26 protein-coding genes and 1 tRNA gene are annotated in these 26,250 nt (G+C 70.4%); 5 read left to right on the forward strand and 22 right to left on the reverse strand.

Annotated features, from left to right (window positions below):
- Nucleotides 1-43: 43 nt before the first annotated feature.
- The 20 genes from ACIBUY_RS16420 to ACIBUY_RS16515 all read right to left on the reverse strand — a co-directional run bounded on the left by ACIBUY_RS16420 (nucleotide 44) and on the right by ACIBUY_RS16515 (nucleotide 21,029).
- Nucleotides 44-865 carry a F0F1 ATP synthase subunit delta gene (locus ACIBUY_RS16420; RefSeq protein ID WP_365563124.1) on the reverse strand — a complete coding sequence of 274 codons (822 nt, stop codon included), beginning with the start codon at nucleotides 863-865 and terminating at the stop codon, nucleotides 44-46.
- Complete coding sequence (locus ACIBUY_RS16425; protein WP_365563121.1) at nucleotides 862-1,407, reverse strand: F0F1 ATP synthase subunit B; 546 nt, start codon at nucleotides 1,405-1,407, stop codon at nucleotides 862-864. Before ACIBUY_RS16425 ends, ACIBUY_RS16420 begins: the two co-directional genes overlap by 4 nt.
- Nucleotides 1,408-1,447: 40 nt before the next feature.
- On the reverse strand, nucleotides 1,448-1,699 hold the full coding sequence (locus ACIBUY_RS16430) for an ATP synthase subunit C (RefSeq protein ID WP_018535366.1): 252 nt from the start codon (nucleotides 1,697-1,699) through the stop codon (nucleotides 1,448-1,450).
- A gap of 75 nt (nucleotides 1,700-1,774) precedes the next feature.
- Nucleotides 1,775-2,596: a F0F1 ATP synthase subunit A gene (gene atpB / locus ACIBUY_RS16435; protein WP_365563118.1), complete on the reverse strand. Its 822-nt coding sequence runs from the start codon at nucleotides 2,594-2,596 to the stop codon at nucleotides 1,775-1,777.
- Nucleotides 2,597-2,821: 225 nt separating this feature from the next.
- Entirely contained in the window at nucleotides 2,822-3,259 is a 438-nt protein-coding gene (locus ACIBUY_RS16440) for a hypothetical protein (protein ID WP_365563115.1), read from the reverse strand.
- 270 nt (nucleotides 3,260-3,529) lie between these two features.
- Nucleotides 3,530-4,837 carry an MraY family glycosyltransferase gene (locus ACIBUY_RS16445; RefSeq protein ID WP_365563112.1) on the reverse strand — a complete coding sequence of 436 codons (1,308 nt, stop codon included), beginning with the start codon at nucleotides 4,835-4,837 and terminating at the stop codon, nucleotides 3,530-3,532.
- A gap of 147 nt (nucleotides 4,838-4,984) precedes the next feature.
- On the reverse strand, nucleotides 4,985-6,229 hold the full coding sequence (gene glyA / locus ACIBUY_RS16450; protein ID WP_365563110.1) for a serine hydroxymethyltransferase: 1,245 nt from the start codon (nucleotides 6,227-6,229) through the stop codon (nucleotides 4,985-4,987).
- 73 nt (nucleotides 6,230-6,302) lie between these two features.
- The gene (locus ACIBUY_RS16455; protein WP_365563107.1) at nucleotides 6,303-6,959 is read right to left on the reverse strand and encodes a protein-tyrosine-phosphatase; all 657 of its coding nucleotides are present in this window, start codon (nucleotides 6,957-6,959) and stop codon (nucleotides 6,303-6,305) included.
- Nucleotides 6,956-7,603 (reverse strand): L-threonylcarbamoyladenylate synthase, encoded by a 648-nt coding sequence (locus ACIBUY_RS16460; protein WP_365563104.1) that lies wholly within the window; start codon nucleotides 7,601-7,603, stop codon nucleotides 6,956-6,958. Before ACIBUY_RS16460 ends, ACIBUY_RS16455 begins: the two co-directional genes overlap by 4 nt.
- Before the next feature lie 53 nt (nucleotides 7,604-7,656).
- Nucleotides 7,657-8,502 (reverse strand): peptide chain release factor N(5)-glutamine methyltransferase, encoded by an 846-nt coding sequence (gene prmC, locus ACIBUY_RS16465; RefSeq protein WP_365563101.1) that lies wholly within the window; start codon nucleotides 8,500-8,502, stop codon nucleotides 7,657-7,659.
- Between the two features lie 45 nt (nucleotides 8,503-8,547).
- Nucleotides 8,548-9,624 (reverse strand): peptide chain release factor 1, encoded by a 1,077-nt coding sequence (prfA, locus tag ACIBUY_RS16470; RefSeq protein WP_365563098.1) that lies wholly within the window; start codon nucleotides 9,622-9,624, stop codon nucleotides 8,548-8,550.
- A gap of 105 nt (nucleotides 9,625-9,729) precedes the next feature.
- Nucleotides 9,730-9,951, reverse strand: coding sequence for a 50S ribosomal protein L31 (gene rpmE, locus ACIBUY_RS16475; protein ID WP_018535357.1), 222 nt, complete (start codon nucleotides 9,949-9,951; stop codon nucleotides 9,730-9,732).
- A 156-nt stretch (nucleotides 9,952-10,107) separates the two neighbouring features.
- On the reverse strand, nucleotides 10,108-11,208 hold the full coding sequence (locus tag ACIBUY_RS16480; protein WP_365563094.1) for an LCP family protein: 1,101 nt from the start codon (nucleotides 11,206-11,208) through the stop codon (nucleotides 10,108-10,110).
- Nucleotides 11,209-11,541: 333 nt separating this feature from the next.
- A complete protein-coding gene (gene rho, locus ACIBUY_RS16485) occupies nucleotides 11,542-13,596 on the reverse strand; it encodes a transcription termination factor Rho (RefSeq protein ID WP_399152904.1) in 2,055 nt (684 codons plus the stop codon).
- 404 nt (nucleotides 13,597-14,000) lie between these two features.
- Nucleotides 14,001-14,927, reverse strand: coding sequence for a homoserine kinase (gene thrB / locus ACIBUY_RS16490; RefSeq protein ID WP_365563087.1), 927 nt, complete (start codon nucleotides 14,925-14,927; stop codon nucleotides 14,001-14,003).
- A 274-nt stretch (nucleotides 14,928-15,201) separates the two neighbouring features.
- Nucleotides 15,202-16,260, reverse strand: a complete 1,059-nt coding sequence (gene thrC, locus ACIBUY_RS16495; protein ID WP_365563304.1) for a threonine synthase — start codon at nucleotides 16,258-16,260, stop codon at nucleotides 15,202-15,204.
- A 14-nt stretch (nucleotides 16,261-16,274) separates the two neighbouring features.
- Nucleotides 16,275-17,567: a homoserine dehydrogenase gene (locus ACIBUY_RS16500; protein WP_365563084.1), complete on the reverse strand. Its 1,293-nt coding sequence runs from the start codon at nucleotides 17,565-17,567 to the stop codon at nucleotides 16,275-16,277.
- A 147-nt stretch (nucleotides 17,568-17,714) separates the two neighbouring features.
- Nucleotides 17,715-19,106: a diaminopimelate decarboxylase gene (gene lysA, locus ACIBUY_RS16505; protein ID WP_365563081.1), complete on the reverse strand. Its 1,392-nt coding sequence runs from the start codon at nucleotides 19,104-19,106 to the stop codon at nucleotides 17,715-17,717.
- Nucleotides 19,107-19,127: 21 nt separating this feature from the next.
- Nucleotides 19,128-20,186: an ArgS-related anticodon-binding protein NrtL gene (gene nrtL / locus ACIBUY_RS16510; protein WP_399152905.1), complete on the reverse strand. Its 1,059-nt coding sequence runs from the start codon at nucleotides 20,184-20,186 to the stop codon at nucleotides 19,128-19,130.
- A 288-nt stretch (nucleotides 20,187-20,474) separates the two neighbouring features.
- Nucleotides 20,475-21,029 carry a response regulator gene (locus ACIBUY_RS16515; protein ID WP_365563075.1) on the reverse strand — a complete coding sequence of 185 codons (555 nt, stop codon included), beginning with the start codon at nucleotides 21,027-21,029 and terminating at the stop codon, nucleotides 20,475-20,477.
- A gap of 114 nt (nucleotides 21,030-21,143) precedes the next feature.
- Here ACIBUY_RS16515 and ACIBUY_RS16520 point away from each other — a divergent pair.
- Nucleotides 21,144-21,215, forward strand: a tRNA-Arg gene (locus ACIBUY_RS16520).
- A gap of 95 nt (nucleotides 21,216-21,310) precedes the next feature.
- On the opposite strand, the gene ACIBUY_RS16525 is transcribed toward ACIBUY_RS16520, so the two are convergent.
- Nucleotides 21,311-22,339, reverse strand: a complete 1,029-nt coding sequence (locus tag ACIBUY_RS16525) for a Ku protein (RefSeq protein WP_399152906.1) — start codon at nucleotides 22,337-22,339, stop codon at nucleotides 21,311-21,313.
- Nucleotides 22,340-22,405: 66 nt separating this feature from the next.
- Between ACIBUY_RS16525 and ligD the strand changes: the two genes are divergently transcribed.
- Nucleotides 22,406-23,290: a non-homologous end-joining DNA ligase gene (gene ligD, locus ACIBUY_RS16530; protein WP_399152907.1), complete on the forward strand. Its 885-nt coding sequence runs from the start codon at nucleotides 22,406-22,408 to the stop codon at nucleotides 23,288-23,290.
- A complete protein-coding gene (locus ACIBUY_RS16535) occupies nucleotides 23,287-24,195 on the forward strand; it encodes an ATP-dependent DNA ligase (protein ID WP_399152908.1) in 909 nt (302 codons plus the stop codon). Before ligD ends, ACIBUY_RS16535 begins: the two co-directional genes overlap by 4 nt.
- Before the next feature lie 45 nt (nucleotides 24,196-24,240).
- Here ACIBUY_RS16535 and ACIBUY_RS16540 read toward each other — a convergent pair whose 3' ends face one another.
- Complete coding sequence (locus tag ACIBUY_RS16540; RefSeq protein WP_365563063.1) at nucleotides 24,241-25,041, reverse strand: NERD domain-containing protein; 801 nt, start codon at nucleotides 25,039-25,041, stop codon at nucleotides 24,241-24,243.
- Between the two features lie 253 nt (nucleotides 25,042-25,294).
- On the opposite strand from ACIBUY_RS16540, the gene ACIBUY_RS16545 reads away from it, so the two are divergent.
- Both ACIBUY_RS16545 and ACIBUY_RS16550 read left to right on the forward strand, forming a co-directional pair.
- A complete protein-coding gene (locus tag ACIBUY_RS16545; protein WP_365563060.1) occupies nucleotides 25,295-25,579 on the forward strand; it encodes a hypothetical protein in 285 nt (94 codons plus the stop codon).
- Nucleotides 25,580-25,614: 35 nt separating this feature from the next.
- Complete coding sequence (locus tag ACIBUY_RS16550; RefSeq protein ID WP_365563057.1) at nucleotides 25,615-26,247, forward strand: class F sortase; 633 nt, start codon at nucleotides 25,615-25,617, stop codon at nucleotides 26,245-26,247.
- Nucleotides 26,248-26,250: the final 3 nt, after the last annotated feature.

Below are 26,250 nucleotides of genomic sequence, written 5' to 3' on the forward strand. Positions count from 1 at the left end.
GCCGTAGGTACTGCTACGTGTTACGCGTCTTTACGTGGGGTCGTCAGCCGGCCATGCGGCGGCTGGCGTCCTCGATGCGGTCCGCGATGGAGCCGTTGATGACCTCGTCGCCCACCTGCACCTTGATCCCGCCGAGGACCTCGGGGTCCACGTCCAGGTTCAGGTGCATCTGGCGGCCGTAGAGCTTCGCCAGGGACTGGCCCAGGCGCTGCTTCTGCGCGTCGCTCAGCGGGACCGCCGTGGTGACGACGGCCACCATGCGCTCCCGGCGCTCGGCGGCGAGCTTGGAGAGGGACTCGAGTCCCGCTTCCAGGCTACGTCCCCGGGGCGCGGTCACAAGACGCTCGACGAGCCGCTCGGTGGTCGGCCGGGCACGGCCGCCGAGGAGGCTCTGGACCAGGCCACCGCGGGCCGAGCCCGGAGCGCCCTTGTCGGTCAGTGCGGCGCGCAGCTCGGCGCTGGAGGAGACGATCCGGTCGAACCGGAACAACTCGTCCTCGACGTCGTCGAGTTCACCGCTCTTCTGCGCCGCGGTGAGGTCCGCGGTGTTGGCCAGCTCCTCGAGGGAGTCGACCAGGTCGCGCGAGGAGGACCACCGGGAGCGGACCAGACCGGCCACCAGGTCGACGGCCTCGCCGCTGACCTGGCCGCCGAGCAGGCGTCCCGCCAGCTCGGCCTTGGCGTCACCGGCCTGCGCCGGGTCGGTCAGGACCCGACGCAGCGACACCTCGCGGTCGAGCAGCGCGGTGACCGCGGCCAGGTCGCCGGCGAGTGCCTTGGCGTCGACCGACGTGTTGTCGGTCAGTGCGTCCAGGCGCTCACGCGCGGCGGCGAGGGCCTCGCGGCTCGCTCCGTGGGCGGTCATCGCGCAGCCTCTGCCTTCTCCTCGAGGTCATCGAGGAAGCGGTCGATCGTGCGCGACTGCCGGGCGTGGTCCTCGAGGGACTCGCCGACCAGCTTGCCGGCCAGGTCGGTGGCCAGCTGGCCGACGTCCTGACGCAGCGCCTGAGCGGCGGCCTTGCGGTCGGCCTCGATCTGGGCGTGACCGGCGGCGATGATCTCCTCACGCTGCCGCTGGCCTTCCGCGCGCATCTCGGCGATGAGCGTGGCGCCCTGCTCCTGCGCCTCCTGGCGCAGCCGCGCGGCCTCGTGCCGGGCCTCGGCGAGCTGAGCCTTGTACTGCTCGAGCACGCTCTGGGCCTCGGTCTGAGCGGCCTCGGCCTTTTCGATACCGCCTTCGATGGCCTCGCGGCGCTCTTCCAGAACCTTGTTGATGTTCGGGAGGAGCTTCTTGGCGAGGAAGCCGAAGACGATGACGAAGGCGATGAAGCCGATCACGAGCTCTGGGATCGGCGGGATGAGGGGGTTCTCGGACTCCTCAACCGCCAGCTGAACCAGGGGGCTCATTTAACTGCCTTTCGTCGAAAGGGTGCTGTCCGACGGATGGTCAGGAGGTCGGGTAGACGAACGGCATGACCAGACCGATCAGGGCGAGCGCCTCACAGAAGGCGAAGCCGAGGATCTGGTTGGCGCGGATCAGGCCGGCAGCCTCGGGCTGACGGGCGAGGGCCTGGGTGCCGTTACCGAAGATGATGCCGACGCCGACGCCCGGGCCGATGGCCGCGAGGCCGTAACCGATCGAGCCGAGGTTGCCCTTGATTTCGACGCCAGCGGCGAGGGTCTGCGCGAGAGCGGACATGCCGGTTCTTCCTTCTCTTTCAAGTACCGGTGGGGGTTGGCCACCGGATGTCTATGGGTGGAGCGGGGTGTGGGCTCAGTGGCCTTCGGCCAGCGCGCCCTGGATGAAGCTGCAGGCGAGGAGCACGAACACATAGGCCTGGACGGCCTGGATGAACAGCTCGAAGGCGGTCATGACGATGACCATCACGAACGACACGGCCGAGTACGCGATGCCGATGCCGTTGAGCATGTACCAGCTGGCGATCGTGAAGAGCAGCAGCAGGGTGTGGCCGGCGAACATGTTCGCGAAGAGCCGGACCGTGTGCGTGAACGGCCGGACCAGCAGGTTCGAGAACAGCTCGATCGTCATCGAGAGCGGGAGCACCCCGCCCAGCGACTTGTCGTAGCCGGAGAAGTTCTTGAAGGCTCCGACGAAGCCGTGACGCTTGAAGGTCAGGCTGACCCAGAGGACGTACACGATGGCCGCGAGGGCCGCCGGGTACGAAATGATCGCCGTGACGGGGAACTGGGCGAGCGGAATGATCGACCAGAGGTTCATCATCCACACGAAGAAGAACAGCGACACCATCAGCGGGACGTACTTCTCGCCCTCGCGCTTGCCGATCGTCTCGTAGACGATGCCGCGCCGGACGAAGTCGTAGCCGGCCTCGGCGACCATCTGCAGCTTGCCGGGGATGACCTTCGGCTTGGCGAAGGCGGCCCAGAAGAAGCCGATGATGACGACCGAGCCGAGCAGCGCCAGCAGCATCGTCTTGTCGAAGTAAACGTTGCTGGTTCCGTCGCCCCACAGGGGCTCGAACAGGAACGAGTGCAGGCCGGGAGCCGGGAAGCCACATCCATCAAAGAGGTGGCAGTCGGTCTCGAAGGCGAGCACCTGCGTCGGGTCAGCACTCACCGCGGGCTCCTTCAGCGTGGCGCATAGGTACGGCAACCTCGTTGTGTCGGCGCGGCGTGCAGCCGCAGTTCGGCACGGGACTGGTGTTACGGATGTGGGGGCGGCAGTTGGGCATCGAGCCTCGCGTTACAGCAGGCGTCAGCTCAGATGCCCGCGCCCGCGATGCCGCAGTTGGCACCGGACGATAGCAGGGTCGAGAACCTGCACTTATCCCGCCCCTACGCTTCACGACTTCGACCCCGTCTTCTCGGGCTTGTCGCCCTTCTGGGAGTCGGGATCGACGTAGAGGATCTTGGCCTTCATGTGGGCGCGCGTCTGCGCTGCGATCCACGCGAGGGTCGAGACGACGAGGGCGATCGCGAAGGCCCTCGGATTGAAGAGCGTCGTGTCCTGGAAGAGGGCCATGAAGACGACCATCAGCAGCAACTGCACTGCGTAGAGCATCAGGCCCATCATCTGGAACAGGTGCGGAAGCGATTTGGCAGTGCGCTCGAGGACGACGAGTCCGAGCCCCATGAAGAAGATCGCCACGAGAGTGCCGACGAGCGCACCGAGGGCCCCCTTGCCGCCCGCGACCGCAGCGCTGACCACGATGGTGATCACGCCAACAGCGGCTGTGGGTACGGCAGTTTTGAGAAGGGTCCGTGCGTCGTTGGACGGCATGGCGGCGCTCCGCTTACTGGTGGGGGCAGGGTGTCGTCATGGACGAGCGTAGTCCGGGGCCGAGAGGGAACTTCGGGCCAAGAGACCGTCGCACTACGGTCTTTCGGCTCTATCCCCGGGTCTCGTGAACCGTATCACAAACTATTTGATGCGGTCTTTACCTAGATGGTGTGCCAACCGTCACACGTGAGAGGGAACCTGCGCGTCTGTGCACTCACGAGGGCAACTTGTCTGGTATTGAAGCGATTTCGAACGCAGTGGCGTCCGGGGTCAACGAGGCGTTCCGGCCTTACGCCGATCCGTGAAGCGCGAACGAGCGCCAATTGCTGTCGCCCCGTTGACTCCTGCCGGCACCGGCGTGCGCTCCTGCTCCTCCTCCGGCACCTGCGTGGTCTCGGCCACAGCCGTACGGCGCCGGTAGCGCGGCGGCACCAAGTGCTCGGCCCAGCGCGGCGCGTGGGGCGTGAAGCGCGGCAGCAGGAGCAGCACCAGACCGACGAAGCTCAGCGCGACGATCGTGAGCACGACCCACATCCCGGACGCGGAGTGCACCGAGTACGCGACCGCGCCGAAGGCGATGAGCGCCGACCAGAAGTACATGATCAGCACCGCGCGGGAGTGCGAGTGGCCGATCTCCAGGAGGCGGTGGTGGAGGTGGCCGCGGTCGGCGGCGAACGGCGACTGCCCGTTCCACGTGCGGCGCACGATCGCGAGCACGAGGTCCGCGAACGGGATCGCGATGATCGTCAGCGGCATCACCAGCGGGATGAAGACGGGGAGCATCGCGTGGGTGGCGTCCCGGCCGCTGCCGAGGTTCAGGCGGAGCGCGTCCGGGTCGACCTGACCGGTCATCGAGATCGCGCCCGCGGCGAGGACGAGACCGATCAGCATCGATCCCGAGTCGCCCATGAAGATCCGGGCGGGATGCATGTTGTGCGGCAGGAAGCCCAGGCACATGCCCATCAGGATCGCGGCGAACAGCGTCGCGGGGGCCGCGGACTCGATGCCGTACCCGTACCAGATCCGGTACGCGTACAGGAAGAACGCGGTGGCGGCGATGCACACCATGCCGGCCGCGAGGCCGTCCAGGCCGTCGACGAAGTTCACCGCGTTGATCGTGATCACCACGAGCGCGACCGTCAGGAGCGTGCCCTGCCACTGGGTCAGCGAGACCGTGCCCACGCCCGGGATCGGCAGGAACAGGATCGTCAGGCCCTGCATGACCATGACGCCGGCGGCGATCATCTGGCCGCCCAGCTTGATCAGGGCGTCGATCTCGAACTTGTCGTCCAGCACACCGATCAGCCAGATCAGCGCGGCCCCGGAGAGCAGCGCCCGCGGCTCGTTCGACGAGTCGAAGACCTTGTCCAGGTTGGTCAGGTGGTCGGCGACCAGCAGGCCCGCGCACAGGCCGAAGAACATGGCGATACCGCCGAGCCGCGGCGTGGGTTCACGGTGCACGTCACGCGCACGGATCTCCGGCATGGCGCCGGCCACGATCGCGAACTTCCGCACCGGGCCTGTGAGCAGATAGGTCACCGCGGCCGTGATGCAGAGCGTCAGCAGGTATTCACGCACGGGCTTCCCCACAGGTATCGCTGGCCATCTCAGCCCCACACCCTAGCTTCGCGTGCTTAGGGATGGAGACTTCCGGGTAGCGACGATGGTTGCACGAGTGACGGACCATCCAGGGCCGCCGGGTCGATCCCGCGGGCCGTGTACCCCCTATCCGACGGGATACGGGGGGAATCGTCCGGCCAGTTCCCGCACTTCCTCGCGGGCCGTACGGGGCTCGAGATCTCCTCGTACGACACCCGAGAAGAGCACCGCGACGCGGGCCATCTCCGCCTCGCCCATGCCCTGGGTCGTCACCGCCGCCGTGCCCAGGCGCAGGCCGCGGCCGTCCCCGTGGGGCAGCGCGCAGGTGTCGAGGACCATGCCGGCCGAGGCCAGACGGCCGCGGGCCACCTGGCCCTGTACGCCGAGCGGCGCCGGGTCGACGGTCACGAGGTGGGTGTCCGTACCGCCCGTGGTGACGGCGAAGCCCTGCGTCTCGAGGGCGCCTGCCAGGGCGCGGGCGTTGGCGACGACCTGGTGCGCGTACCCGCTGAACGCCGGGGCCGCGGCCTCCCCGAACGCGACGGCCTTCGCGGCGATCGTGTGCATCTGGGCGCCGCCCTGCGTGAACGGGAACACCGCCCGGTCGACCCGGTCCGCGAGCTCCTCGCCGCACAGCAGCATGCCGCCGCGCGGGCCGCGCAGGACCTTGTGGGTGGTGGCGCAGACGATGTCGGCGTACGGGACCGGGTTCGGGGCCGCTCCCCCGGCGACGAGCCCGATGGGGTGCGCGGCGTCCGCGATGAGATGGGCGCCCACGTCGTCGGCGATGGCCCGGAACGCGGCGTAGTCGATGTGCCGGGGGTACGAGATCGAGCCGCAGACGATCGCCTTGGGGCGGTGGACCCGGGCGAGGGCCTGCACCTCGTCGTGGTCGATGAGGCCGCTCTCGGGGTCGACGCCGTACGGCACGAAGTCGAACCAGCGGCCGGAGAAGTTCGCCGGGGAGCCGTGCGTGAGGTGGCCGCCGGACGGCAGCCCCATGGCCAGGACGGTGTCTCCGGGGCGCAGCAGGACCGCGTAGGCGGCGAGCACGGCGGAGGACCCGGAGTGCGCCTGTACGTTGACGTGGTCGGCGCCGAAGAGGGCCTTGGCCCGGTCGATCGCGATGCGTTCGGCGACGTCGACGAGTTCGCAGCCGCCGTGGTGGCGGGCGCCGGGGTAACCCTCCGCGTACTTGTTGGCGAGCGGGGAGCCGAGGGCTTCGAGGACCGCGGGGGACGTGAAGTTCTCGGCCGCGACGAGCTGCAGGGAGTCGGCCTGGCGGGCCGTCTCGCCGAGGATGATCTCGGCCAGTTCGGGGTCCTGGCGGCGCAGTGCGTCCAGCGCGGCTGGTTCGGTGACGACCGGCATCTTCGGCTCCGGGCCTCGCGGTGGGAGGTGGGTGCCTTCCAATGTAGATCCGGGAGGTGCGGGCCGCCTGGGCTCAGCTGGGTTTGCCCGTCAGGGCGGCGACCACCGGGTCGAGCGCCTCGCTGATCTCGCCGCCGACCGACCTGAAGAACGGCAGCGGCGCCCCGTACGGGTCGTACACCTCGTCCGCCTCGACGCTCGGGGCCAGGAGCCACCCGCGTAGAGCCGCCGCGGCGCGCACCAGGGCCCGTGCGCGCTCCACCACGCCGCCCTCGGCGTCGGGGAGGGTCGTCGGGTCTATGGCCTGCACGAGCCGCGTGAACTCCTTCAGCGTGAACGTGCGCAGGCCCGCGCTGTGGCCCATGGAGATGACCTGGGCGCGGTGGTCGCGGGTCGCCGTGAGGACCAGGTCGGCCCTTATGACGTGGTCGTCCAGGAGCTCGCGCCCGACGAAGCCGGAGGCGTCCGCGCCGAAGTCGGCGAGGACCTGCTCCGCGTTGGCCTCCATCGGGGCGCCCTCGTGGCCCCAGGTGCCCGCGCTCTCCACGATCAGGCCGCCGGCCATCGGGTCGCCGAGCCGGTCCGCGAGGGCATGCCGGGTCAGCCGCTCGGTGATCGGCGAGCGGCACACGTTGCCGGTGCTGACGTGGAGGATGCGGAACGAGTCGCCGGGGAGCGCGAGCGCCCCGTAGTCGGTGCCTATGCCACGCCCCGTCTCAGGGGCTGTCAATTCGCCACCTCGAGGTCGGGTACCACCTTGCGCAGCTCGTCGGCGGTCAGCGCGCCCTCCCGCAGGAGGACCGGGACCTTGCCGGTGACGTCGACGATCGAGGAGGGCACGATGCCGGGCGTCGGGCCGCCGTCGAGGTACACGGAGACGGAGTCGCCGAGCATCTCCTGAGCGGCGTCGCAGTCCTCGGGCGAGCGGTGCCCGGTCAGGTTCGCCGAGGAGACGGCCATCGGGCCGACCTCGGTGAGCAGTTCGATGGCGACGGGGTGCAGCGGCATGCGCACGGCGACGGTGCCCCGCGTCTCCCCCAGGTCCCACTGCAGGGACGGCTGGTGCTTGGCGACGAGGGTGAGGGCGCCGGGCCAGAACGCGTCGACGAGCTCCCAGGCCATCTCGGAGAAGTCCGTGACGAGGCCGTGCAGGGTGTTCGGGGAGCCGATGAGGACGGGCGTGGGCATGTTGCGGCCACGGCCCTTGGCCTCGAGGAGGTCACCGACGGCCTCGGCCGTGAATGCGTCCGCGCCGATGCCGTAGACGGTGTCGGTGGGCAGCACGACCAGCTCGCCGCGGCGGACGGCGGACGCGGCTTCACGCAGACCGGTTGCGCGGTCGGTCGCGTCATTGGTGTCGTAACGCCGTGCCATTTAGCGGGCCTCCTGCTCAAGTACGTGTACGTCTACGCCTACGAAGAAGTGGGTCACGGCATCGCCTTGCGGGCGGTCGCGAACCGCGGCCGGTTGTTGAGGTCCGGGTGGTCGGCTGCGTCCGCCCAGCCCCGCTCCTCGGTGAAGATCCACGGCACCAGGCCGCCCTGGGTGTCCGCGTGCTCGATGACGACGACGCCGCCGGGACGCAGCAGCCGGTGGGCGGTGCGCTCGATGCCGCGGATCAGGTCGAGGCCGTCCTCGCCGGAGAACAGCGCCATGTCCGGGTCGTAGTCGCGGGCCTCGGGAGCCACGTACTCCCACTCGGTGAGCGGGATGTACGGCGGGTTCGAGACGACGAGGTCGACCTGGCCGTCGAGGTCGTGGAAGGCGTCCAGGGCGTCTCCCTGGCGCAGGTCGACCCTGGACCCCTCGACGTTCTTCCGCGTCCATTTGAGGGCGTCCTCGGACAGCTCCACGGCGTGCACGCGCGAGCGCGGGACCTCCTGTGCGAGGGCGAGCGCGATGGCGCCCGAGCCGGTGCACAGGTCGACGATCAGCGGCTCGACGACGTCCATGGCGCGCACGGCGTCTATGGCCCACCCGACGACCGACTCGGTCTCGGGGCGCGGCACGAAGACGCCGGGTCCGACCTGGAGCTCCAGGTAGCGGAAGTAGGCGAGCCCGGTGATGTGCTGGAGCGGCTCGCGCGCCTCGCGGCGCGCGGTCACCTCCCAGTACCGGGCGTCGAAGTCCGCGTCCTTGACGGTGTGCAGTTCGCCCCGCTTGACGCCGTGCACGAACGCGGCGAGCTCCTCCGCGTCGTTGCGCGGCGAGGGCACGCCGGCGTCGGCCAGCCGCTGGGTGGCCTGGGCCACTTCCGCGAGCAGCAGGTTCACGCTGGTCCTCCGGGGCTTCGCTCAGGACGTGCAGACGTACAGGGGTTACGCGGCGGCGAGCTTGGCGGCCGAGTCCGCGTCGACGCACGCCTGGATCATGGCGTCGAGGTCACCGTCGAGCACCTGGTCCAAGTTGTACGCCTTGAAGCCGACCCGGTGGTCCGAGATGCGGTTCTCCGGGAAGTTGTACGTACGGATCTTCTCGGACCGGTCGACGGTGCGGACCTGGCTGCGGCGGACGTCGGCCGCCTCGGCCTCGGCCTTCTCCTGCGCCGCGGCAAGGAGCCTGGAGCGCAGGATACGCATCGCCTGCTCCTTGTTCTGCAGCTGGCTCTTCTCGTTCTGGCAGGAGGCGACGACGCCGGTGGGGATGTGCGTGATGCGGACGGCGGAGTCGGTCGTGTTGACGGACTGGCCGCCGGGGCCCGACGAGCGGTACACGTCGATGCGCAGATCGTTCATGTTGATCTCGACGTCGACCTCCTCGGCCTCGGGCGTGACGAGCACGCCGGCGGCGGAGGTGTGGATGCGGCCCTGCGACTCGGTCGCGGGCACGCGCTGCACGCGGTGCACGCCGCCCTCGTACTTGAGGCGGGCCCACACGCCCTGGCCGGGCTCGGTCGCGCCGTTGCCGCCCTTGGTCTTCACGGCGACCTGGACGTCCTTGTAGCCGCCGAGCTCGGACTCGGTGGAGTCGATGATCTCGGTCTTCCAGCCGACGCGCTCCGCGTACCGCAGGTACATGCGCAGCAGGTCGCCCGCGAACAGCGCGGACTCGTCGCCGCCGGCGCCGGCCTTGATCTCGAGGATGACGTCCTTGTCGTCGGACGGGTCGCGGGGCACCAGGAGGAGCCGCAGCTTCTCGGTGATCTCCTCGCGCGACTTCTCGAGCTCCTTGACCTCGGCCGCGAAGTCCGGGTCGTCGGCGGCGAATTCCTTCGCCGTCTCGATGTCGTCCCCGGTCTGCTTCCAGGAGCGGTACGTCGCGACGATCGGGGTCAGCTCGGCGTAGCGCTTGTTGAGCTTGCGCGCGTTGGCCTGGTCGGCGTGGACCGACGGGTCCGCGAGCTTCTTCTCCAGATCGGCGTGCTCACCGATCAGGTCCTCGACGGCCTCGAACATCTCCGGCTCCTGCTTTTACGTGAACGGAAAAGGGCTGCACCGCAAAGCGCCGGTCCCGGTGCCCCCGCGCTAACAGGGGCACCGGAGACCGGCGCTTGAGCCTCGCTACTTCTTGGCAGCGGCAGCCTTGCCGAAGCGGGCCTCGAAGCGGGCCACACGGCCACCGGTGTCGAGGATCTTCTGCTTGCCCGTGTAGAACGGGTGGCACTCGGAGCAGACCTCGGCACGGATGGTGCCGGAGTCGATGGTGCTACGAGTGGTGAACGACGCGCCACAGGTGCAGCTGACCTGCGTCTCGACGTACTCGGGGTGGATGTCGCGCTTCAAGGTGTCTCCTAGGTTCGGGAGGGCGCCGGGTCGCAGACGCGGATTGCGGGAGCGTGAACCGGAGCCGACGTACCAGTCTGCCAGGACTGGCCGCATCCCCCAAAACCGGGGTGGGCCCGGAAGTATTCCCGGGCCCCCTCCGATCGTGGTGGCGGGCTACTTGACGACGCCTTCGGCGGTGCCGGTGGCGGTGCCCTCGGAGGCGTTCTTCGGGATCGCCCGGTCGGCCTTCAGGGCCTTCCAGACCAGGTCAGCCTTGGTCTGGTCGACCAGGACGCGGTTGGCGTCGTTCGGGTCGTACTGGACCGGCATCGTGACCATGCTCATGTCGTTCGAGCCGATGCTCTTGAGCCCGTTCCCGAACGAGACCAGGTCCTTGACGGAGGCCAGGTCCGAGTCGGTCGTCACGGACTTCGTGGCGGTGTCGGCCAGGTCGTACAGCTTCTTCGGGTTGGTGAAGACGCCGACGTCCTTGAGCTGGTCCATGAGGGCCTTCATGAACGCCTGCTGGAGCTGGATGCGGCCCAGGTCGCTGCCGTCGCCGACGCCGTGGCGGGTGCGCACGAGGCCGAGTGCCTGCTCGCCGTCGAGCGTGTGCGTGCCCGCGTCGAGCTTGAGGTGGCTGTCGGGGTCGTCGATCGCCTTGCTGGTGGTGATGTCGACGCCGCCCAGGTCGTCGATGAGCTGCTGGAAGCCGCTGAAGTCGACCTCGACGTAGTGGTCCATGCGGATGCCGGTCATCGACTCGACGGTCTTGACCGCGCAGGCCGCGCCGCCCGTGGAGTAGGCGGAGTTGAACATCGCGTTGGACTCGGCCGGGTGGACCGTGCCGTTCTTGTCCGTGCAGGACGGCCGCTCGATGAGGGTGTCCCGGGGTATGGAGACGACGCTCGCCTTCTTGTGGCCCTTGTATATGTGGACCACCATCGCGGTGTCGGAGCGGGCCGAACCCTCGTCCTTGCCGCCGCCGACCTTCTGGTTCTTGCCCGCGCGGCTGTCGGAGCCGAGTACCAGGATGTCCTGCGAGCCGTTGTCGACGTCCTCCGGCCGGTCGGTGCCCAGGGCCTGGTTGATGTCGACGCTCTTGATGTTGCCGTTGAGCTTGAAGTAGACGTACCCGAGGCCGGTGCCGCCGAGCACGACGACTCCCGCCGCGCTCCACGCCACGACGCGCAGCGCCTTGCTGCGGCCGCTGCGCGGCTTGCGGCGGCGGCCCTTGGCGCGGCGGCGCCCGGGCTGGCTGTCACTGTCCGGCATGTACTCCTCGCAGGGTTTGTCTTCGTACGGTCCGCTTTGCTCTTCACTGGGTGTGACGGTGGACCGCCCTGAAGGGTTGCACAGCGCTCTGTGCCCGCAGCGTGGTCCAAGAGCCACCGACGGTGAGGGGACCAAGGTCCCGCACCTCTGTGACCTGCACCTTTGATCTCATTCGCCGCATGTTTCACAGAGCGCGCGAATTCTTATGCCTGTGGTGAAGGTCTCTGGCGGCGCCTGTGGGGCGGGTACCCCGAAAAAGGGCTGAGCCCCGTCGCACGAGGCGACGGGGCTCAGCCCTTGAAGTACCGGTCTACGGATCGTGAAGTACGGACGTCAGTCGTTGCCGTTGCCGTTGCCGGGACCCGGCGTCGTCTTCTGGATCTGCAGCAGGAACTCCGCGTTGGACTTCGTCTGCTTCATCTTGTCGAGCAGCAGCTCGATCGCCTGCTGCTGGTCGAGCGCGTGCAGCACCCGGCGCAGCTTCCAGACGACCGCGAGCTCGTCACTGCCGAGCAGGATCTCTTCCTTGCGGGTACCGGACGCGTCGACGTCCACCGCCGGGAAGATGCGCTTGTCGGCGAGCTTCCGGTCGAGCTTGAGCTCCATGTTGCCGGTGCCCTTGAACTCCTCGAAGATCACCTCGTCCATGCGGGACCCGGTGTCGACGAGCGCGGTGGCGAGGATGGTCAGCGAGCCGCCGTCCTCGATGTTGCGCGCGGCGCCGAAGAAGCGCTTCGGGGGGTACAGGGCGGTCGAGTCGACACCACCGGACAGGATGCGGCCGGAGGCCGGGGCGGCGAGGTTGTACGCGCGGCCCAGGCGGGTGATCGAGTCGAGCAGCACGACGACGTCGTGGCCGAGCTCGACGAGACGCTTGGCGCGCTCGATGGCGAGCTCGGCGACCGTCGTGTGGTCCTCGGCCGGGCGGTCGAAGGTCGAGGAGATGACCTCGCCCTTCACCGACCGCTGCATGTCGGTGACCTCTTCCGGACGCTCGTCGACCAGGACGACCATCAGGTGGCACTCGGGGTTGTTGTGCGTGATCGCGTTGGCGATCGCCTGCATGATCATGGTCTTGCCGGTCTTCGGCGGGGCCACGATCAGACCGCGCTGGCCCTTACCGATCGGCGACACGAGGTCGATGATGCGGGTGGTCAGCACGCCCGGGTCCGTCTCCAGACGGAGGCGGTCCTGCGGGTACAGGGGGGTGAGCTTGTTGAACTCCGGGCGCCCGCGGCCGGATTCGGCCGCCATGCCGTTCGCCGAGTCGAGGCGGACGAGCGCGTTGAACTTCTCGCGACGCTCGCCTTCCTTCGGCTGACGGACCGCACCGGTGACGTGGTCGCCCTTGCGCAGACCGTTCTTACGGACCTGGGCGAGGGAGACGTAGACGTCGTTCGGACCCGGCAGGTAGCCCGACGTACGGATGAAGGCGTAGTTGTCGAGGATGTCGAGGATGCCCGCGACGGGGATCAGGACGTCGTCCTCGGACACCTGCGGCTCGTTGCCGAAGTCCTCGCGGCCGCGACGGCCACGACGGTCGCGGTAACGGCCCCGGCGGCCGCGGCGGCCACCCTCGAAGTCGTCGTCGTCCTGCGGGCCGTTGTTACGGTCGCGGTCGCGGTCCTGACGGCCGCCGCCACCGCCCTGCTGCTGGCGGTCCTGGCGGTCCTGCCGGTCCTGACGACCGCTGCCCTGCTGCTCCTTGTTGCCCTGCTCGTCGCCCTTGCCGCCGCGGCGGTCGCGGTCGCGGCCCCCACGGTCACGGCGGTCACGGCGCTCGCGACGGCCTTCGTTGCCGTTGTCGTCGCCCTTGTTCTCCGCGCCCGGGTTGCCGTCCTGCTTGACCTCGGCCTTCGAGGACACAGCCTCGGCGGTGACGGTCTCCGGGCTGCCCGCCTCGGCGGTCGCGCGGCGACGACGGCGCTCGCCGCCGGCCGGCTGCTCGTCCCCGGCGCCCTGGCCGGGGATCTCGATCTGCTGCTGGGCGGTGGCCTTGGCCTCGGCCTTCTCCGCCTTGCTCTCCGCCTTCTTCGCGGGCGCGGCGTCGGCCGCGGCGGACTCGTCGCCGGTACGGGCCTTCGAGGTGGCCCGGCGCTTCGGCTTCGTCTCGGCGGCATCAGATGCAGCGGCAGTGCTCTTCGCGGAGGCACCGCCTCCGGCCTGCGCCTCCTTGATGACCTCGATCAGCTGGCTCTTGCGCATCCGCGCAGTCCCCCTGATACCGAGGCCCGATGCGACCTGCTGCAGCTCGGCCAGCACCATGCCGTCGAGGCCGGTACCGCGGCGCCGCCGGGCGGGCGCAGCAGAGGCATCCCCTGCAGACGCGGCGGGCGCGGCAGCGGAGCTGTCGGCAGTCACGCCCATCAGATCGGTGGTGTCGCTCACGAAGGGTCCTTCCCTGGAGCGGACGTCGGCCTGTCTGGCTCGGCGACCGGTTGTGCTGTCCGGCGGTGGTCCTGCCTGTACGGACCGTGCCGGGGCGGTTGTCCGCCGAAACGGCGGAAGAATTCATTGGTGACGGCGATTCCGGATTCCGCGGGTGCACTTGATTTCTGTGTCACGCGGCTCGGTCACGCCGGTTCCGGAGCATGCTCGACGGCAATCAGCGCCGCGTCCCGACATACGAGGACGATGCACGGAATTGCTGGGGAGGCTCCCGGAAGAATGGTTGTCCCGGACGGGGACACACAGCACCTCGCCATGGTGGGGTCGGGTGCAGACTTGAGGTTAACACTACCGGATCCAACAAACATTCCCCCTCTCTCAATCCGGCAACCGGACGCTTTTGATCAGACGCCCTGGGAACCGAGCGGCAGCACGCTCGCTCCGTCGGCGTCGAGGTCCAGGCGGTTGGCCGCCCAGCCCTCTCCGGCCAGCCGGGCGACCTTGTCGGCCGCTCCGTCCTCCACCAGGGCGATGACCGTCGGCCCCGCCCCGGAGATCATCGCGGGCACCCCGTCGGCCCGCAGCCGCTCCACCAGTGCGGCGCTCTCCGGCATGGCGGGAGCCCGGTACTCCTGGTGGAGACGGTCCTCTGTGGCCGGCAGCAGCAGCTCGGGGCGCCTGGTCAGGGCCTCGACGAGCAGGGCCGCCCGGCCCGCGTTGGCGCTTGCGTCCACATGGGGGACGGTGCGCGGCAGAAGTCCCCGGGCCATTTCCGTGAGGACCGGCTTTCCGGGGACGAAGACCACCGGAACGATGGAATCGGCGGCGTCGAGCCGGACCGCACGGCCCGCCCCGTTCTCCATCCAGGCGATGGTGAAGCCGCCGAGCAGGCACGGTGCCACGTTGTCCGGGTGGCCCTCGATCTCGGTGGCGAGCTCCAGCAGGGCCGCGTCGTCGAGCTTCGCGTCGCCGCCTATGGTCACCGCGCGCGCCGCGACGACGGCGGCCACGATCGCGGCGGAGGAGGAACCGAGGCCCCGGCCGTGTGGGATGCGGTTCGCGCAGACGATCTCGAGGCCGCGCGGCTGCCCGCCGAGCAGGTCGAAGGCGGTGCGCAGGGAACGTACGAGAAGGTGCGACTCGTCGCGCGGCAGGGTCTGAGAGCCCTCGCCCGCGATGTCGATGTTCAGCCCGGAGTCGGCGACCCTGACGACGACGTCGTCGTAGAGCCCCAGCGACAGGCCGAGGCTGTCGAAGCCCGGGCCGAGGTTGGCGCTGGTGGCGGGGACGCGCACCCTGACGGCGGCGGCGCGGAACGCGGGACCGGCCATCGCTCGATGACTCTCCTTGAGCTGCGGGATGTTTCGAAAAACTTCCGAGACTTCCGATGTCTTGTGCTGCGTGGGACGACACCCGGGCCGCGAAGGGAATCAACGGCGACGGCACCGCGGCATATGCGGCGGGCGGGTTCGGTACAGCCTATCGAAGGAAGGTTCTGTGGCGACATAGGGCGCACAGGAGGCGCACGATGCGTGTCGTAAGCCCCCTGTGCACCCCCTGTACGGATACGCCCAGTTGACGGCGTATCAGGGGTCGCGTTCGCCCTCAGGCGAGGCCGAGGCGCTCGGCCGCGGCGGCCGCGTCGACCGGGACGGTCAGGGGCTGGGGGGCGCCCGCGACGGCCCAGTCGGGGTCCTTCAGGCCGTTGCCCGTGACGGTGCAGACGATCTTCTGGCCCTTGTCGACCTTGCCCTGCTCGGCGGCCTTCAGCAGACCGGCGACCGACGCGGCGGACGCGGGCTCGACAAAGACACCCTCCTGGGACGCCAACAGCTTGTAGGCGCGCAGGATCTCACGGTCCGTCACCTCGTCGATGAAGCCGCCGGACTCGTCGCGCGCGGCGAGCGCGTGCTGCCACGAGGCGGGGTTCCCGATGCGGATTGCGGTCGCGATCGTCGAGGGGTCCTTGACGACCTCGCCGCGCACGATCGGCGCGGAACCGGAGGCCTGGAAGCCCCACATGCGGGGCGTGTGCGTCGACACCGAGTCGGCGGCGTACTCCTTGTAGCCCTTCCAGTAGGCCGTGATGTTGCCCGCGTTGCCGACCGGCAGGACGTGGATGTCGGGGGCGTCGCCGAGCGCGTCCACGATCTCGAACGAGGCGGTCTTCTGGCCCTCGATGCGGAACGGGTTGACCGAGTTGACCAGCGCCACCGGGTAGTTCTCGGAGAGGCTGCGGGCCAGGTTCAGGCAGTCGTCGAAGTTGCCGTCGACCTGCAGGATCTTCGAGCCGTAGACGAGCGCCTGGCCCATCTTGCCGAGCGCGATCTTGCCCTGCGGGACGAGGACGGCGCAGACCATTCCGGCCCGCACGGCGTACGCCGCCGCGCTCGCCGACGTATTGCCGGTGGACGCGCAGATGACGGCCTGCGCGCCCTCCTCCTTGGCCTTGGTGATGGCCATGGTCATGCCGCGGTCCTTGAAGGAGCCGGTCGGGTTCGCGCCCTCGACCTTCAGGTGGACCTCGCAGCCGAGGCGCTCGGAGAGGACCTGCGCGGGCACGAGCGGCGTACCGCCCTCGCGCAGCGTCACGACCGGCGTGGTGTCCGACACCGGGAGCCGGTCCCGGTACTCCTCGATGATGCCGCGCCACTGGTGGGTCATTCCGGTCATCCCTGCTACTCCCCTTCAACACGCATGATGCTGGCGACACCGCGCACGGTGTCGAGCTGACGCAGCGCGTCCACGACCCCGGTGAGGGCCGCGTCGGCGGCGCGGTGGGTGACGACGACGAGGGACGCCTCGCCGTCCTTCCCCGACTGCCGCACGGTGTCGATGGAGACCCCGTGCTCGGCGAAGACCGTCGCGACCTGGGCGAGGACGCCCGGCTTGTCGGCCACGTCGAGGCTGATGTGGTACCGCGTCACGACGTCGCCCATCGGGGAGACGGGCAGTTGCGTGTACGCGGAGTCGCCGGGTCCCGTCGCGCCGTTGAGGCGGTTGCGGCAGACGGCGACGAGGTCGCCGAGAACGGCGGACGCGGTCGGCGAGCCGCCGGCACCGGGTCCGTAGAACATCAACTGGCCCGCGGCCTCGGCCTCGACGAACACCGCGTTGTACGCGCCGCGCACGGAGGCCAGCGGGTGGTCGAGCGGGATCATCGCGGGGTGCACGCGCGCGGTCACTGAGCCACCGTCGGCGGCCCGCTCGCAGATCGCGAGCAGCTTGATGGTGCAGCCCATTTCCTTCGCGGACGCGAAGTCGGCGGCGGTCACCTCGGTCATGCCCTCGCGGTACACGTCGTCGAGGCGGACGCGGGTGTGGAAGGCGATCCCGGCGAGGATGGCGGCCTTGGCGGCGGCGTCGAAGCCCTCGACGTCGGCGGTCGGGTCGGCTTCCGCGTACCCGAGGGCGGTGGCCTCGTCGAGGGCCTCCTGGTAGCCGGCGCCGGTCGAGTCCATCTTGTCGAGGATGAAGTTCGTCGTGCCGTTCACGATGCCGAGGACGCGGTTGACCTTGTCCCCCGCGAGGGACTCGCGCAGCGGGCGCACCAGCGGGATCGCGCCGGCGACGGCGGCTTCGTAGTACAGGTCCTCGCCGTGTTCGAGCGCGGACGCGTGCAGGGCCGCACCGTCCTGGGCGAGCAGCGCCTTGTTGGCCGAGACGACGGAGGCGCCGTGCTCGAAGGCGGTGGTAATGAGGGTCCGCGCGGGCTCGATCCCTCCGATGACTTCGACTACGACGTCGATGTCGCCGCGTTTGACGAGTGCGGTCGCGTCGGTGGTGACCAGCGCCGGGTCGATGCCCTCGCGCACCTTGGAGGGACGGCGGACGGCGACGCCCGCGAGCTCGACCGGAGCGCCGATGCGCGCCGTGAGGTCGTCGGCGTGCGTCGTCATGATGCGCGCCACCTCTGAGCCGACAACCCCACAGCCCAGCAGCGCCACCTTCAGCGGACGCGTACGCATCATCCGACCTCGTTTCCTCTACTACTGCTACTACTCGTCGACGTATCTCTACGGACTTGACGGTCTCTAGCGGTGTCTACGGTGGGACCAGTCTCACGCACCGGACCAGGCTTTCTGCCCCCGGTCCGGATGATGAGACAGATATTTCATTTATCCGACGTCGAGACGCAGGAGATCTTCCTCCGTCTCGCGCCGGACGATCACCCGGGCCTCGCCGTCGCGCACGGCGACGACCGGCGGGCGAAGTGCGTGGTTGTAATTGCTGGCCATGGAGCGGCAGTACGCACCGGTGGCCGGGACCGCGATGAGATCGCCGGGCGCGACGTCCGCCGGCAGGAAGGCGTCCTTCACCACGATGTCGCCGCTCTCGCAGTGCTTGCCGACGACGCGGACGAGCATCGGCTCGGCGTCGGAGCGGCGGGAGACGAGAGCGACCGTGTACTCGGCGTCGTACAGGGCGGTCCTGATGTTGTCGGACATGCCGCCGTCGACGGAGACGTACGTGCGCAGGCCCTCCAGCGGCTTGACCGTGCCGACGGTGTAGAGCGTGAAGGCGGTCGGGCCGACGATGGCGCGGCCCGGCTCGACGGAGATGCGCGGGGTCCGCAGGGACGCGGCCTCGCACTCGCGCGTCACGATCTCGCTCAGCGCCTTGGCGATCTCCTGCGGCTCACGGGGGTCGTCGTCGCTGGTGTACGCGATGCCGAGGCCGCCGCCGAGGTCGATCTCGGGCAGCTCGACGCCGTGCTCGTCGCGCACCTCGGCGAGCAGGCCGACGACGCGGCGGGCGGCGACCTCGAAGCCTGCCATGTCGAAGATCTGGGAGCCGATGTGGCTGTGGATGCCGATGAGTTCGAGCCCGTCGAGCTTGAGGGCGCGGCGCACGGCCTCGGCGGCCTGTCCCCCGGCGAGCGCGATGCCGAACTTCTGGTCCTCGTGCGCGGTGGCGATGAACTCGTGCGTGTGGGCCTCGACGCCCACGGTCACCCGGATCTGCACGCGCTGCCGCTTGCCGAGGCTCTCGGCGATGTGGGCGACGCGGACGATCTCCTGGAAGGAGTCGAGGACGATGCGGCCGACGCCGGCGGAGACGGCCCGCTCGATCTCCACCTCCGTCTTGTTGTTGCCGTGGAAGGCGATGCGCTCGGCGGGCATCCCGGCGGAGAGGGCGGTGGCCAGCTCGCCGCCGGAGCAGACGTCCAGGTTCAGCCCCTCCTCGTGCAACCAGCGCACGACGGCGCGGGAGAGGAAGGCCTTGCCGGCGTAGAAGACGTCCGCGTCGGGCCCGAAGGCGTCGCGCCAGGCAGCGCACCGCGCCCGGAAGTCGACCTCGTCGAGGAAGTACGCGGGGGTGCCGAACTCCTCGGCGAGGCGGGCGACTTCGATGCCGCCGACGGTGACCGTCCCGTCGCCGGTACGGTCCACGGTCTGGGACCACACCTTCGGGTCGAGGGCGTTCAGGTCGGCGGGCGGGGCGGTGTAGTGGCCCTCGGGCAGGACGTCGGCGTAGCGGGGGCCTGCGGGGTGTGCGGAACGGCTCATGGCTGCGGTGGGCTCTCTTCTTTACAGATGTTCCGGGGCGTCGATGCCGAGCAGGGTCAGGCCGCCGGCCAGCACCGTCCCGGCGGCTTCGGCGAGCGCGAGCCGGGCGCGGTGGGCGGCCTCGGGTTTCTCCGCGCCCAGGGGCAGCACGGTGGCGAGGGCGGGCAGCAGGGTGTCGGCGACGGTGACCAGGTGCCGGGCCAGACGGTCGGGGGCGCGGTGCCGGGCGGCGCTCTGCAGGACGCGGGGGTGTTCGGCGAGAGCGGCGAGGAGGTCGCCCTCTCCGGTGACGTCACCTGGCTCGGCGGTGAAGCCGAGGTCGGCCGCGTTGCGCGTGAGGGCGCGGGTGCGGGCGTGGGCGTACCGGACGCGGAAGAGGGGGTTCGACTCGCGCTGGGCGAGGTGCGCGTCGTCGATCCGGGGCCGGTCGTGGGCGGCGGGGTGCAGCAGGGCCCAGCGGGCGGCGTCGCGGCCGAGCGGGACGGGGTCGGCGGGGGCGGGCACGGGCCGCACGTTCACCGCGAGGGGCGCGGGGGCCTCCGGGGTGCCGGCGGCGTCGACCTCGGCGCCGAGAATCCGGGTCCACGCCGCTTCGGTCCTGGCGGCGCAGCTCGTCCGCACGAGGGCGCCCTGGGAACGCAGGATGCGGGCAGCGGCATCCATGACGACGACGGCGCGGACCTCGTGCGGGGCGTGCAGCTGCACCACTTGTCCGGTGGGCCCGGCGGCGAACCCGTACCGGGACCCGTCCCGCAGGATCTGCGCCGCGAGCGGGCCCGGCGCGAACGCCCGGAGGCTGAAATTAAGAAACCCCGGCCCCGTCACGACGACGTCGGCGACGCCGTCCGTGTCCTCCAGATACGGCCGGAGCGTCTCGGCGACCTGCCGCGGGGGCCGGCCGGCGGGGCCCGCGACCTGCAACGCGACGTTGGTCGCGTAGTCGCCACGGCCACCGGGACGGGCCCGCTCGACAACGATCCGGCCCGCGCCAGGCTCCACCGCGGCAGGATCGAGCTCACCGTCGTCGACCGCGCGGCGCACGGCGCGCAGGACGGTGTGGGAGAGCTCTGCGGGGGTCACGGGGTAAGCGTAGGGGAGGAGGGGGGTGGGTAGGCGAGTCGGTTTGTCGGATGGTCCGGGATACGGACGCGCGGACGCGCGGACGCGCGGGCGCCGGGCTGTGCGGCGGGTGGGGCGGGTTCGGCTGGGGTGGCAGGTGGGGCAGGTACGGCGGGGGCAAGACCGACCAGGCCGACAGGTGGGAGGGGTCCGGCAGGTGGGGCAAGACCGACCAGGCCGACAGGTGGGAGGGGTCCGGCTGGCGGGGCAGGTACGGCTGGGCTGGCAGGTGAGGCGGGTCCGGCTGACTCAGGCGTCTGCCGTGCGGCCGGCTCGTTCGGAGTCGTCGGCGGTGTGCCGCGTGCCCTGTCCCTCGTCATCCTTCACCGCGGCGTGCCCGCGCTCGCTCAACTGCCGTACTACGCGCACGAGTTCACCCGGCTCGAACGGCTTGGCCAGGAAGGCGTCGACGCCTACGTCGAGCCCGCTCTCCACCTCGTACTGCGTGCAGGCGCTCACGACGACGATGGGCAGACCGCTGGTCCGGGCGTCCGCGCGCAGTCGCGCGGCGGTCCGCAGGCCGTCCAGGCGCGGCATGACGACATCCAGGGTGACCACGTCGGGCCGCACCTGATGCACCACGTCCAGGCATTCGGCACCATCGGCCGCGGTCACGACCTCGAAGCCCTCCAGCTCGAGATTGACCCTGATCAGCTGCCGGATGACCTTGTTGTCGTCCACAACAAGGACCCGGCCGGACGCGCCTGGCACAACTTGAGAGTAGGTCGGCGCCCGCCACCGCGTCCGGGTTTTCCCCACTTCCGCCCCGTACAGGGGAGGCCGGCGCCACCGCCAAGCCCGCATCCGACCCTGCGACGACCCCGCGACGGCACCCCGATCGCCTTCGAAATACCTGTTCATGATGACCCCGGTCGAGCTGGTAGGGTTCTACCCGTCGCCACGCACCGCGCGGCGCACGCCCCCGTAGCTCAGGGGATAGAGCAACGGCCTCCGGAGCCGTGTGCGCAGGTTCGAATCCTGCCGGGGGCACCTTGTACGAGGTGTCCGAAGACCCCGCCGTCAGCGAGTTCGCTGAGCGCGGGGTCTTCTTGCATGTGCGCGTAAACCGTGAACCGCGAACCGGTCTAGGCCGATGCCTTCTTCCGCGGGGTCGATGTCGTCTTCTTCGTCGACCTGGAGGTGGCGGTGGAGGTGGCGGTGGAGGTGGAGGTCGACGTGGACTTCTTCGCCGATGCCGCCTTCTTCTTCGCCGCCGCTCCCGACTTCGAGGCCGAACTCGCCTTCGTGGGCGTCGACTTCTTCGCCGTCGTCTTCTTGCGGGACGGCGACTTGCGTGCGGCGATGTGCGTCACCTCGGCCACCTCGGAGTCGCCGCGGGCCTCCTTCGCCGCGCGCACGCTGCTCTCCAGGGCCGCCATCAGGTCGATGACCTTGCCGCCGCCCGCGGCCGGTGCCGCCGGGGCCTCGAGGGCCGCGCCGCCGGAGGTCTTCGCCGCGATCATCTCCTCCACCGCGGCCCGGTAGTCGTCGTGCAGGGAGTCGAGGTCGACCTCGCCGAGGGTGTCCATCAGGGCGTCCGCCAGGTCGAGTTCGGCGTCGCGCACCGTGACGTGCGTGTCGGGGGCGACGTCCTGCGGGGTGCGGATCTCGTCCGGCCACAGCAGGCCGTGCATGGCGATGACGTCGTCGACGACGCGCAGCATGCCGAGCCGTTCGCGGCCGCGCAGCGCGAACTTGGCGATCGCCACTTTCTGGCTGCGCTTGAGTGCTTCGCGAAGGAGCGTGTAGGGCTTGGCGGCCGGGACGCCGTTCGCCGCGAGGTAGTAGGCCGCGTCCATCTGGAGCGGGTCGATCCGGTCGGCCGGGACGAAGGCGACGATCTCGATGGTCTTGGCCGTGGGGATCGGGAGGGCGGCGAGGTCGTCCTCCGTGATCGGAATGATGGAGCCGTCCGCGTCCTCGTACCCCTTGCCGATCTCGGCGGACGTGACCTCCTTGTCCTCCAGCTCGCACACCTTGCGGTAGCGGATGCGGCCGCCGTCCTCGAGGTGGATCTGGCGGAAGGAGATCGCGTGGTTCTCCGTGGCGTTGACCAGCTTGATCGGGATGCTGACCAGGCCGAACGAGATGGCGCCGTTCCATATGGAGCGCATGCGGTACCTCCCGTTGTGAATGTCTGGATTACGAAGATGAAGAGGTTTCGACCAGACTATTACGGTATGACGCCCATCACAGAAGTGGAGGGGCGGCGGCTCGCGCTCAGCAATCTGGACAAGGTGCTGTACCCGGCCTCCGGGTTCACCAAGGGCGAGCTGCTGCACTACTACGCGACCACGGCAGGGTCCCTGCTCGCGCACCTCTACAACCGGCCCGTCTCCTTCCTGCGCTTCCCGGACGGACCCGACGGCCAGCGCTTCTTCGCCAAGAACGTGCCGCCGGGGACACCCGCCTGGGTGAAGACCGCGGAAGTGCCGCGCTCGGAGGGCGTCTCGCGGCAGATCCTCGTGCAGGACTTCGCCACGTTGATGTGGGCGGCGAACCTGGTCACGGAGTTCCACACCCCCCAGTGGCAGGCCGACGCCCCCGCCCGGGCGGACCGGCTCGTCCTCGATCTCGACCCCGGGGAGCCGGCCGACATCGTGCAGTGCTGCGAGATCGCGCTGTGGCTGCGCGAGCGGCTCGCCGCGGACGGCCTGCACACGTACGCGAAGACGTCCGGGTCCAAGGGGATGCATCTGCTCGTGCCGCTGGTGCCGACCCCGTCGGAGCAGGTCAGCGCCTACGCGAAGGGGCTTGCGCAGGAGGCCGAGCACGAGCTGCCGCATCTCGTCGTGCACCGCATGACGCGCAGCCTGCGCCCCGGCAAGGTGTTCGTCGACCACAGCCAGAACTCCGCCGCGAAGACCACCGCATCCCCCTACACGCTGCGCGCCCGGCCCGAGCCGACCGTCTCCGCGCCGGTGACCTGGGAGGAGGTCGAGTCCTGCGAGCACGCCAGTGACCTGGTGTTCCTCGCCGACGACATCGCTCCTCGACTGCAGCGGTACGGGGATCTGCTCGGGCCGCTGATCAATCTCAACCGAGCCGGGCGGCTGCCGTCGTGAGCCTCCTGGAGCCGCCGGTGCAGGTGGCCCTCGCCGAGTCCGTGGAGGCGCTGCCGCCGGGCGACGGATGGGCGTACGAGCCGAAGTTCGACGGGCATCGGATGGTCGTGCTGCGGGGCCCCGAGGAAGGGGACGGGGTCCGGTTGCAGGCGCGGTCGGGGCGGCTCGTGGGCGGCGCCTTCCCCGACCTCGTCGCGGCGGGCCTGGAGCTGCCCGCCGGGACCGTGCTCGACGGGGAGGTCGTGGTCTGGCTCGACGGGCGTACCGACTTCGCGGCGGTGCAGCGCCGGGCCGCGGCCGCGTCGGCGGCGCGGGCCCGCGTCCTCGCCCGCGAGCAGCCCGCCTCGTACGCGGCCTTCGACCTGCTCGCCGAGGGCGGCACCGATCTGCGCGCCCTGCCCTACGCCGAGCGCCGCGAGCGCCTGGTGCGGCTGCTTGCGCCGCTCGGGCCGCCGCTGCAGGCCGTCCCGGCGACGACCGACCGGGACACCGCTGTGACCTGGTACGAGACGCTGCCCGCGACCGGCGTCGAGGGGCTGGTCGCCAAGCGGCTCGACGGGAAGTACCGCGGCGGGCGGCGGGCCTGGCTGAAGCTGCGGCACAGTGACACCCGGGACGCCGTGGTCGTCGGCTTCACGGGGCGGGCCGGGGCGCCGCGGGCCCTGGTGGTCGTGCTGCCGGGTGACGGCTCGCCGATTCTGACCACGCCGCTGGCCGCGGGGTTGCGGGCCGACGCGGCGCACCGGCTGCCGCCGTCGACGGGGCAGGAAGGCGTCGTCACCGCCGTGGGTGTGGGGGACGTGGCCTATCAAGTGCTGCCCGCCGAGCCCTCGTTGACGCTGGAGGTCCGGCAGCGCAGTACGCGCCACGGCGCCTTCTCCGCCGAACCCGTCAGGTTCCGGTGAGGGACCCGGGCCACCAGGTCGCCCATGTCCCCCGGTCCCGGGCCATCAGGTCGCCCATGTCCCCCGGTCCCGGGCCATCGCGTGCAGGCCCTCCACGTCCGCCGGCTTCAGCAGGCCCCCCGTCCGCGCGAGCCCCGAGACCTCCGTGTCCGTCAGCAGTCGTACGTCACGTGGCGGCGCCAGTACGTCGACGGAGGACGGCTCGACCAGCACGAGTGCCGCCCTGACCTCGGCCGTCAGCGCGAACGACGCCCGCGACGCGTCGGCCCGCACCCGGCGCAGCAACGGCTCGGGCTCGCCCCGGCCCACCGTGACCATCGGGTCGCTCACCCGCACCCGCTGCTTGCGTACGGGCATCACGTGCAGCGCGAACAGGCCGCCGGGGCCGATCAGCAGATGGTGGATGCGGGCCCCGCCGGGCAGCGGCACCGAGTGCAGGGTCCGCCAGCCCGCAGCCTCCAGGCCGTCGAGCACCCCGCCAACCAGTTGCTGCGCGGCCAGCGCCCGGCGCCGCGGGTCGGTGCGCAGCCTGCGCTGGGGTGCGGGCTCCCGGTCGAGGGCGATCACCAGGGCCTCGCCCGGACGGTTGGGGGCCAGGTCGTCGTCCGGGTGGAGGCTGAGCCGTGCCAGCTCGGCGGGTGTGGGCACGGGCGGCGGGCCTATCGCGACGTGGCCCGTCAGGAAGGGGCGGAGGGCGTCGAGCACCGCCTCGCGCTGGGTCTCGGTGAGCAGATTGACGCGGCCGGCGTCCCGGTCGTACCAGGCGACGTTCCTGCCGTCCTCCCCGCATACGTAGAGCCGCTCCTGCCCGTGCCGCCAGGTCGGTATGACACGCAGTCCGTTCATGGCTCATCACCCCCTGACCATGGGAGCAGCAAGCCAGCCGCAGGGCAAGAAGCCCGCAAGCCCGGCAGGACGTCCGTAACCGTCAGGACCGGCGGCATTAACCGCATCGGGGGCGGAGCGAGGGCCCGCTGTTACACAGCCGCCGAATCTCCGTGATGCCGGACTTTTACGGTGATGGAACGAAACGCACCCTGGGCCCTCGCAACGAAACGCACCCCGGGCCCTCGCCCGTACCGGACCGATCGGAGTCACCATGCGCCCCGCCCTTCTGCGCAGCGCCGTCATCACCGCCGCTCTCGGCGGCGCGGTGCTGGTCCCCACCGCCGCGTTCGCGGACGCCCAGGCGCACGCCCCGGCGGCCGTCACCGTCCAGGTCGCCCAGCGCTCGATGCCCGACCAGCCGGAGCAGCCCGCCGCCCAGGCCCCGCAGGACGTCGCGGCCAATCCGTACTTCCTGGTGGCGGGCGGTGCGATGGCCGCCGCCGGTGCCGCGGGGCTCGTGTACTCCACCGTGCGCCGCGGCCGCGCCGACGGCTGATCCCCCTCACCCCCGATCCCCACTGGAGTGCCCCCGTGAAGATTCCCGCTCGCCTCGCCGCGACCGCCGTGCTGACGGCGTCCCTCGCCGCCGGTGTCACCGCCTGCGGGCAGGGTTCGAGCGGCGGCACCGGCACGAACACGGCCCCCGACGTCTCCGTGCACAACACGACGGCGCCCGCCGCACCGCAGGCCAAGGGCGCCGCCGCCCCGCTGGACCGCTCGGTGCCGACCGGCCTGCGCATACCCTCCGCCGGGGTCGACTCCGCCGGCATGCTGCGGCTCGGGCTCGACCGGGGCGGCGAGCTGCAGGTCCCGCCCGTCGCCAAGGCCGAGGAGGCCGGCTGGTGGACGGGCAGCCCGACGCCCGGCGAGAAGGGCGCCGCGGTGCTGGTCGCGCACTACGACACGGCGAACGGCCCGGCGCTGCTGCGGAACATCGCGAAGGTGGGCACCGGCGACACGATCCAGGTGCCGCGCGCGGACGGCAGCACCGCGACGTTCAAGGTGCGCCAGATCCAGCAGGTCAATAAAAAGGACTTCCCCACCAATAAGGTGTACGCAGCGACCGACCGGCCCACGCTGCGCCTCATCACCTGCGGCGGCCCCATCGTGGACGGCCACCGCAGCGACAACATCATCCTCTACGCCGATCTCGTCCACGCCTGACGA

This window comes from Streptomyces sp. NPDC050085, assembly GCF_044460595.1.
Taxonomy (GTDB): Bacteria; Actinomycetota; Actinomycetes; order Streptomycetales; family Streptomycetaceae; genus Streptomyces.

Excerpts from the sequence above, each read along its gene's own strand:
- ACIBUY_RS16420 (WP_365563124.1), bottom strand. The coding sequence starts at position 865 with ATGACCGCCCACGGAGCGAGCCGCGAGGCCCTCGCCGCCGCGCGTGAG.
- ACIBUY_RS16425 (WP_365563121.1), bottom strand. The coding sequence starts at position 1,407 with ATGAGCCCCCTGGTTCAGCTGGCGGTTGAGGAGTCCGAGAACCCCCTC.
- ACIBUY_RS16430 (WP_018535366.1), bottom strand. The coding sequence starts at position 1,699 with ATGTCCGCTCTCGCGCAGACCCTCGCCGCTGGCGTCGAAATCAAGGGC.
- ACIBUY_RS16440 (WP_365563115.1), bottom strand. The coding sequence starts at position 3,259 with ATGCCGTCCAACGACGCACGGACCCTTCTCAAAACTGCCGTACCCACA.
- glyA (WP_365563110.1), bottom strand. The coding sequence starts at position 6,229 with ATGCCGGTCGTCACCGAACCAGCCGCGCTGGACGCACTGCGCCGCCAG.
- ACIBUY_RS16460 (WP_365563104.1), bottom strand. The coding sequence starts at position 7,603 with ATGGCACGGCGTTACGACACCAATGACGCGACCGACCGCGCAACCGGT.
- prfA (WP_365563098.1), bottom strand. The coding sequence starts at position 9,624 with ATGTTCGAGGCCGTCGAGGACCTGATCGGTGAGCACGCCGATCTGGAG.
- ACIBUY_RS16480 (WP_365563094.1), bottom strand. The coding sequence starts at position 11,208 with ATGCCGGACAGTGACAGCCAGCCCGGGCGCCGCCGCGCCAAGGGCCGC.
- thrB (WP_365563087.1), bottom strand. The coding sequence starts at position 14,927 with ATGGCCGGTCCCGCGTTCCGCGCCGCCGCCGTCAGGGTGCGCGTCCCC.
- thrC (WP_365563304.1), bottom strand. The coding sequence starts at position 16,260 with ATGACCCACCAGTGGCGCGGCATCATCGAGGAGTACCGGGACCGGCTC.
- ACIBUY_RS16500 (WP_365563084.1), bottom strand. The coding sequence starts at position 17,567 with ATGATGCGTACGCGTCCGCTGAAGGTGGCGCTGCTGGGCTGTGGGGTT.
- lysA (WP_365563081.1), bottom strand. The coding sequence starts at position 19,106 with ATGAGCCGTTCCGCACACCCCGCAGGCCCCCGCTACGCCGACGTCCTG.
- ACIBUY_RS16515 (WP_365563075.1), bottom strand. The coding sequence starts at position 21,029 with ATGCGGGCTTGGCGGTGGCGCCGGCCTCCCCTGTACGGGGCGGAAGTG.
- ACIBUY_RS16525 (WP_399152906.1), bottom strand. The coding sequence starts at position 22,339 with ATGCGCTCCATATGGAACGGCGCCATCTCGTTCGGCCTGGTCAGCATC.
- ligD (WP_399152907.1), top strand. The coding sequence starts at position 22,406 with ATGACGCCCATCACAGAAGTGGAGGGGCGGCGGCTCGCGCTCAGCAAT.
- ACIBUY_RS16540 (WP_365563063.1), bottom strand. The coding sequence starts at position 25,041 with ATGAACGGACTGCGTGTCATACCGACCTGGCGGCACGGGCAGGAGCGG.
- ACIBUY_RS16545 (WP_365563060.1), top strand. The coding sequence starts at position 25,295 with ATGCGCCCCGCCCTTCTGCGCAGCGCCGTCATCACCGCCGCTCTCGGC.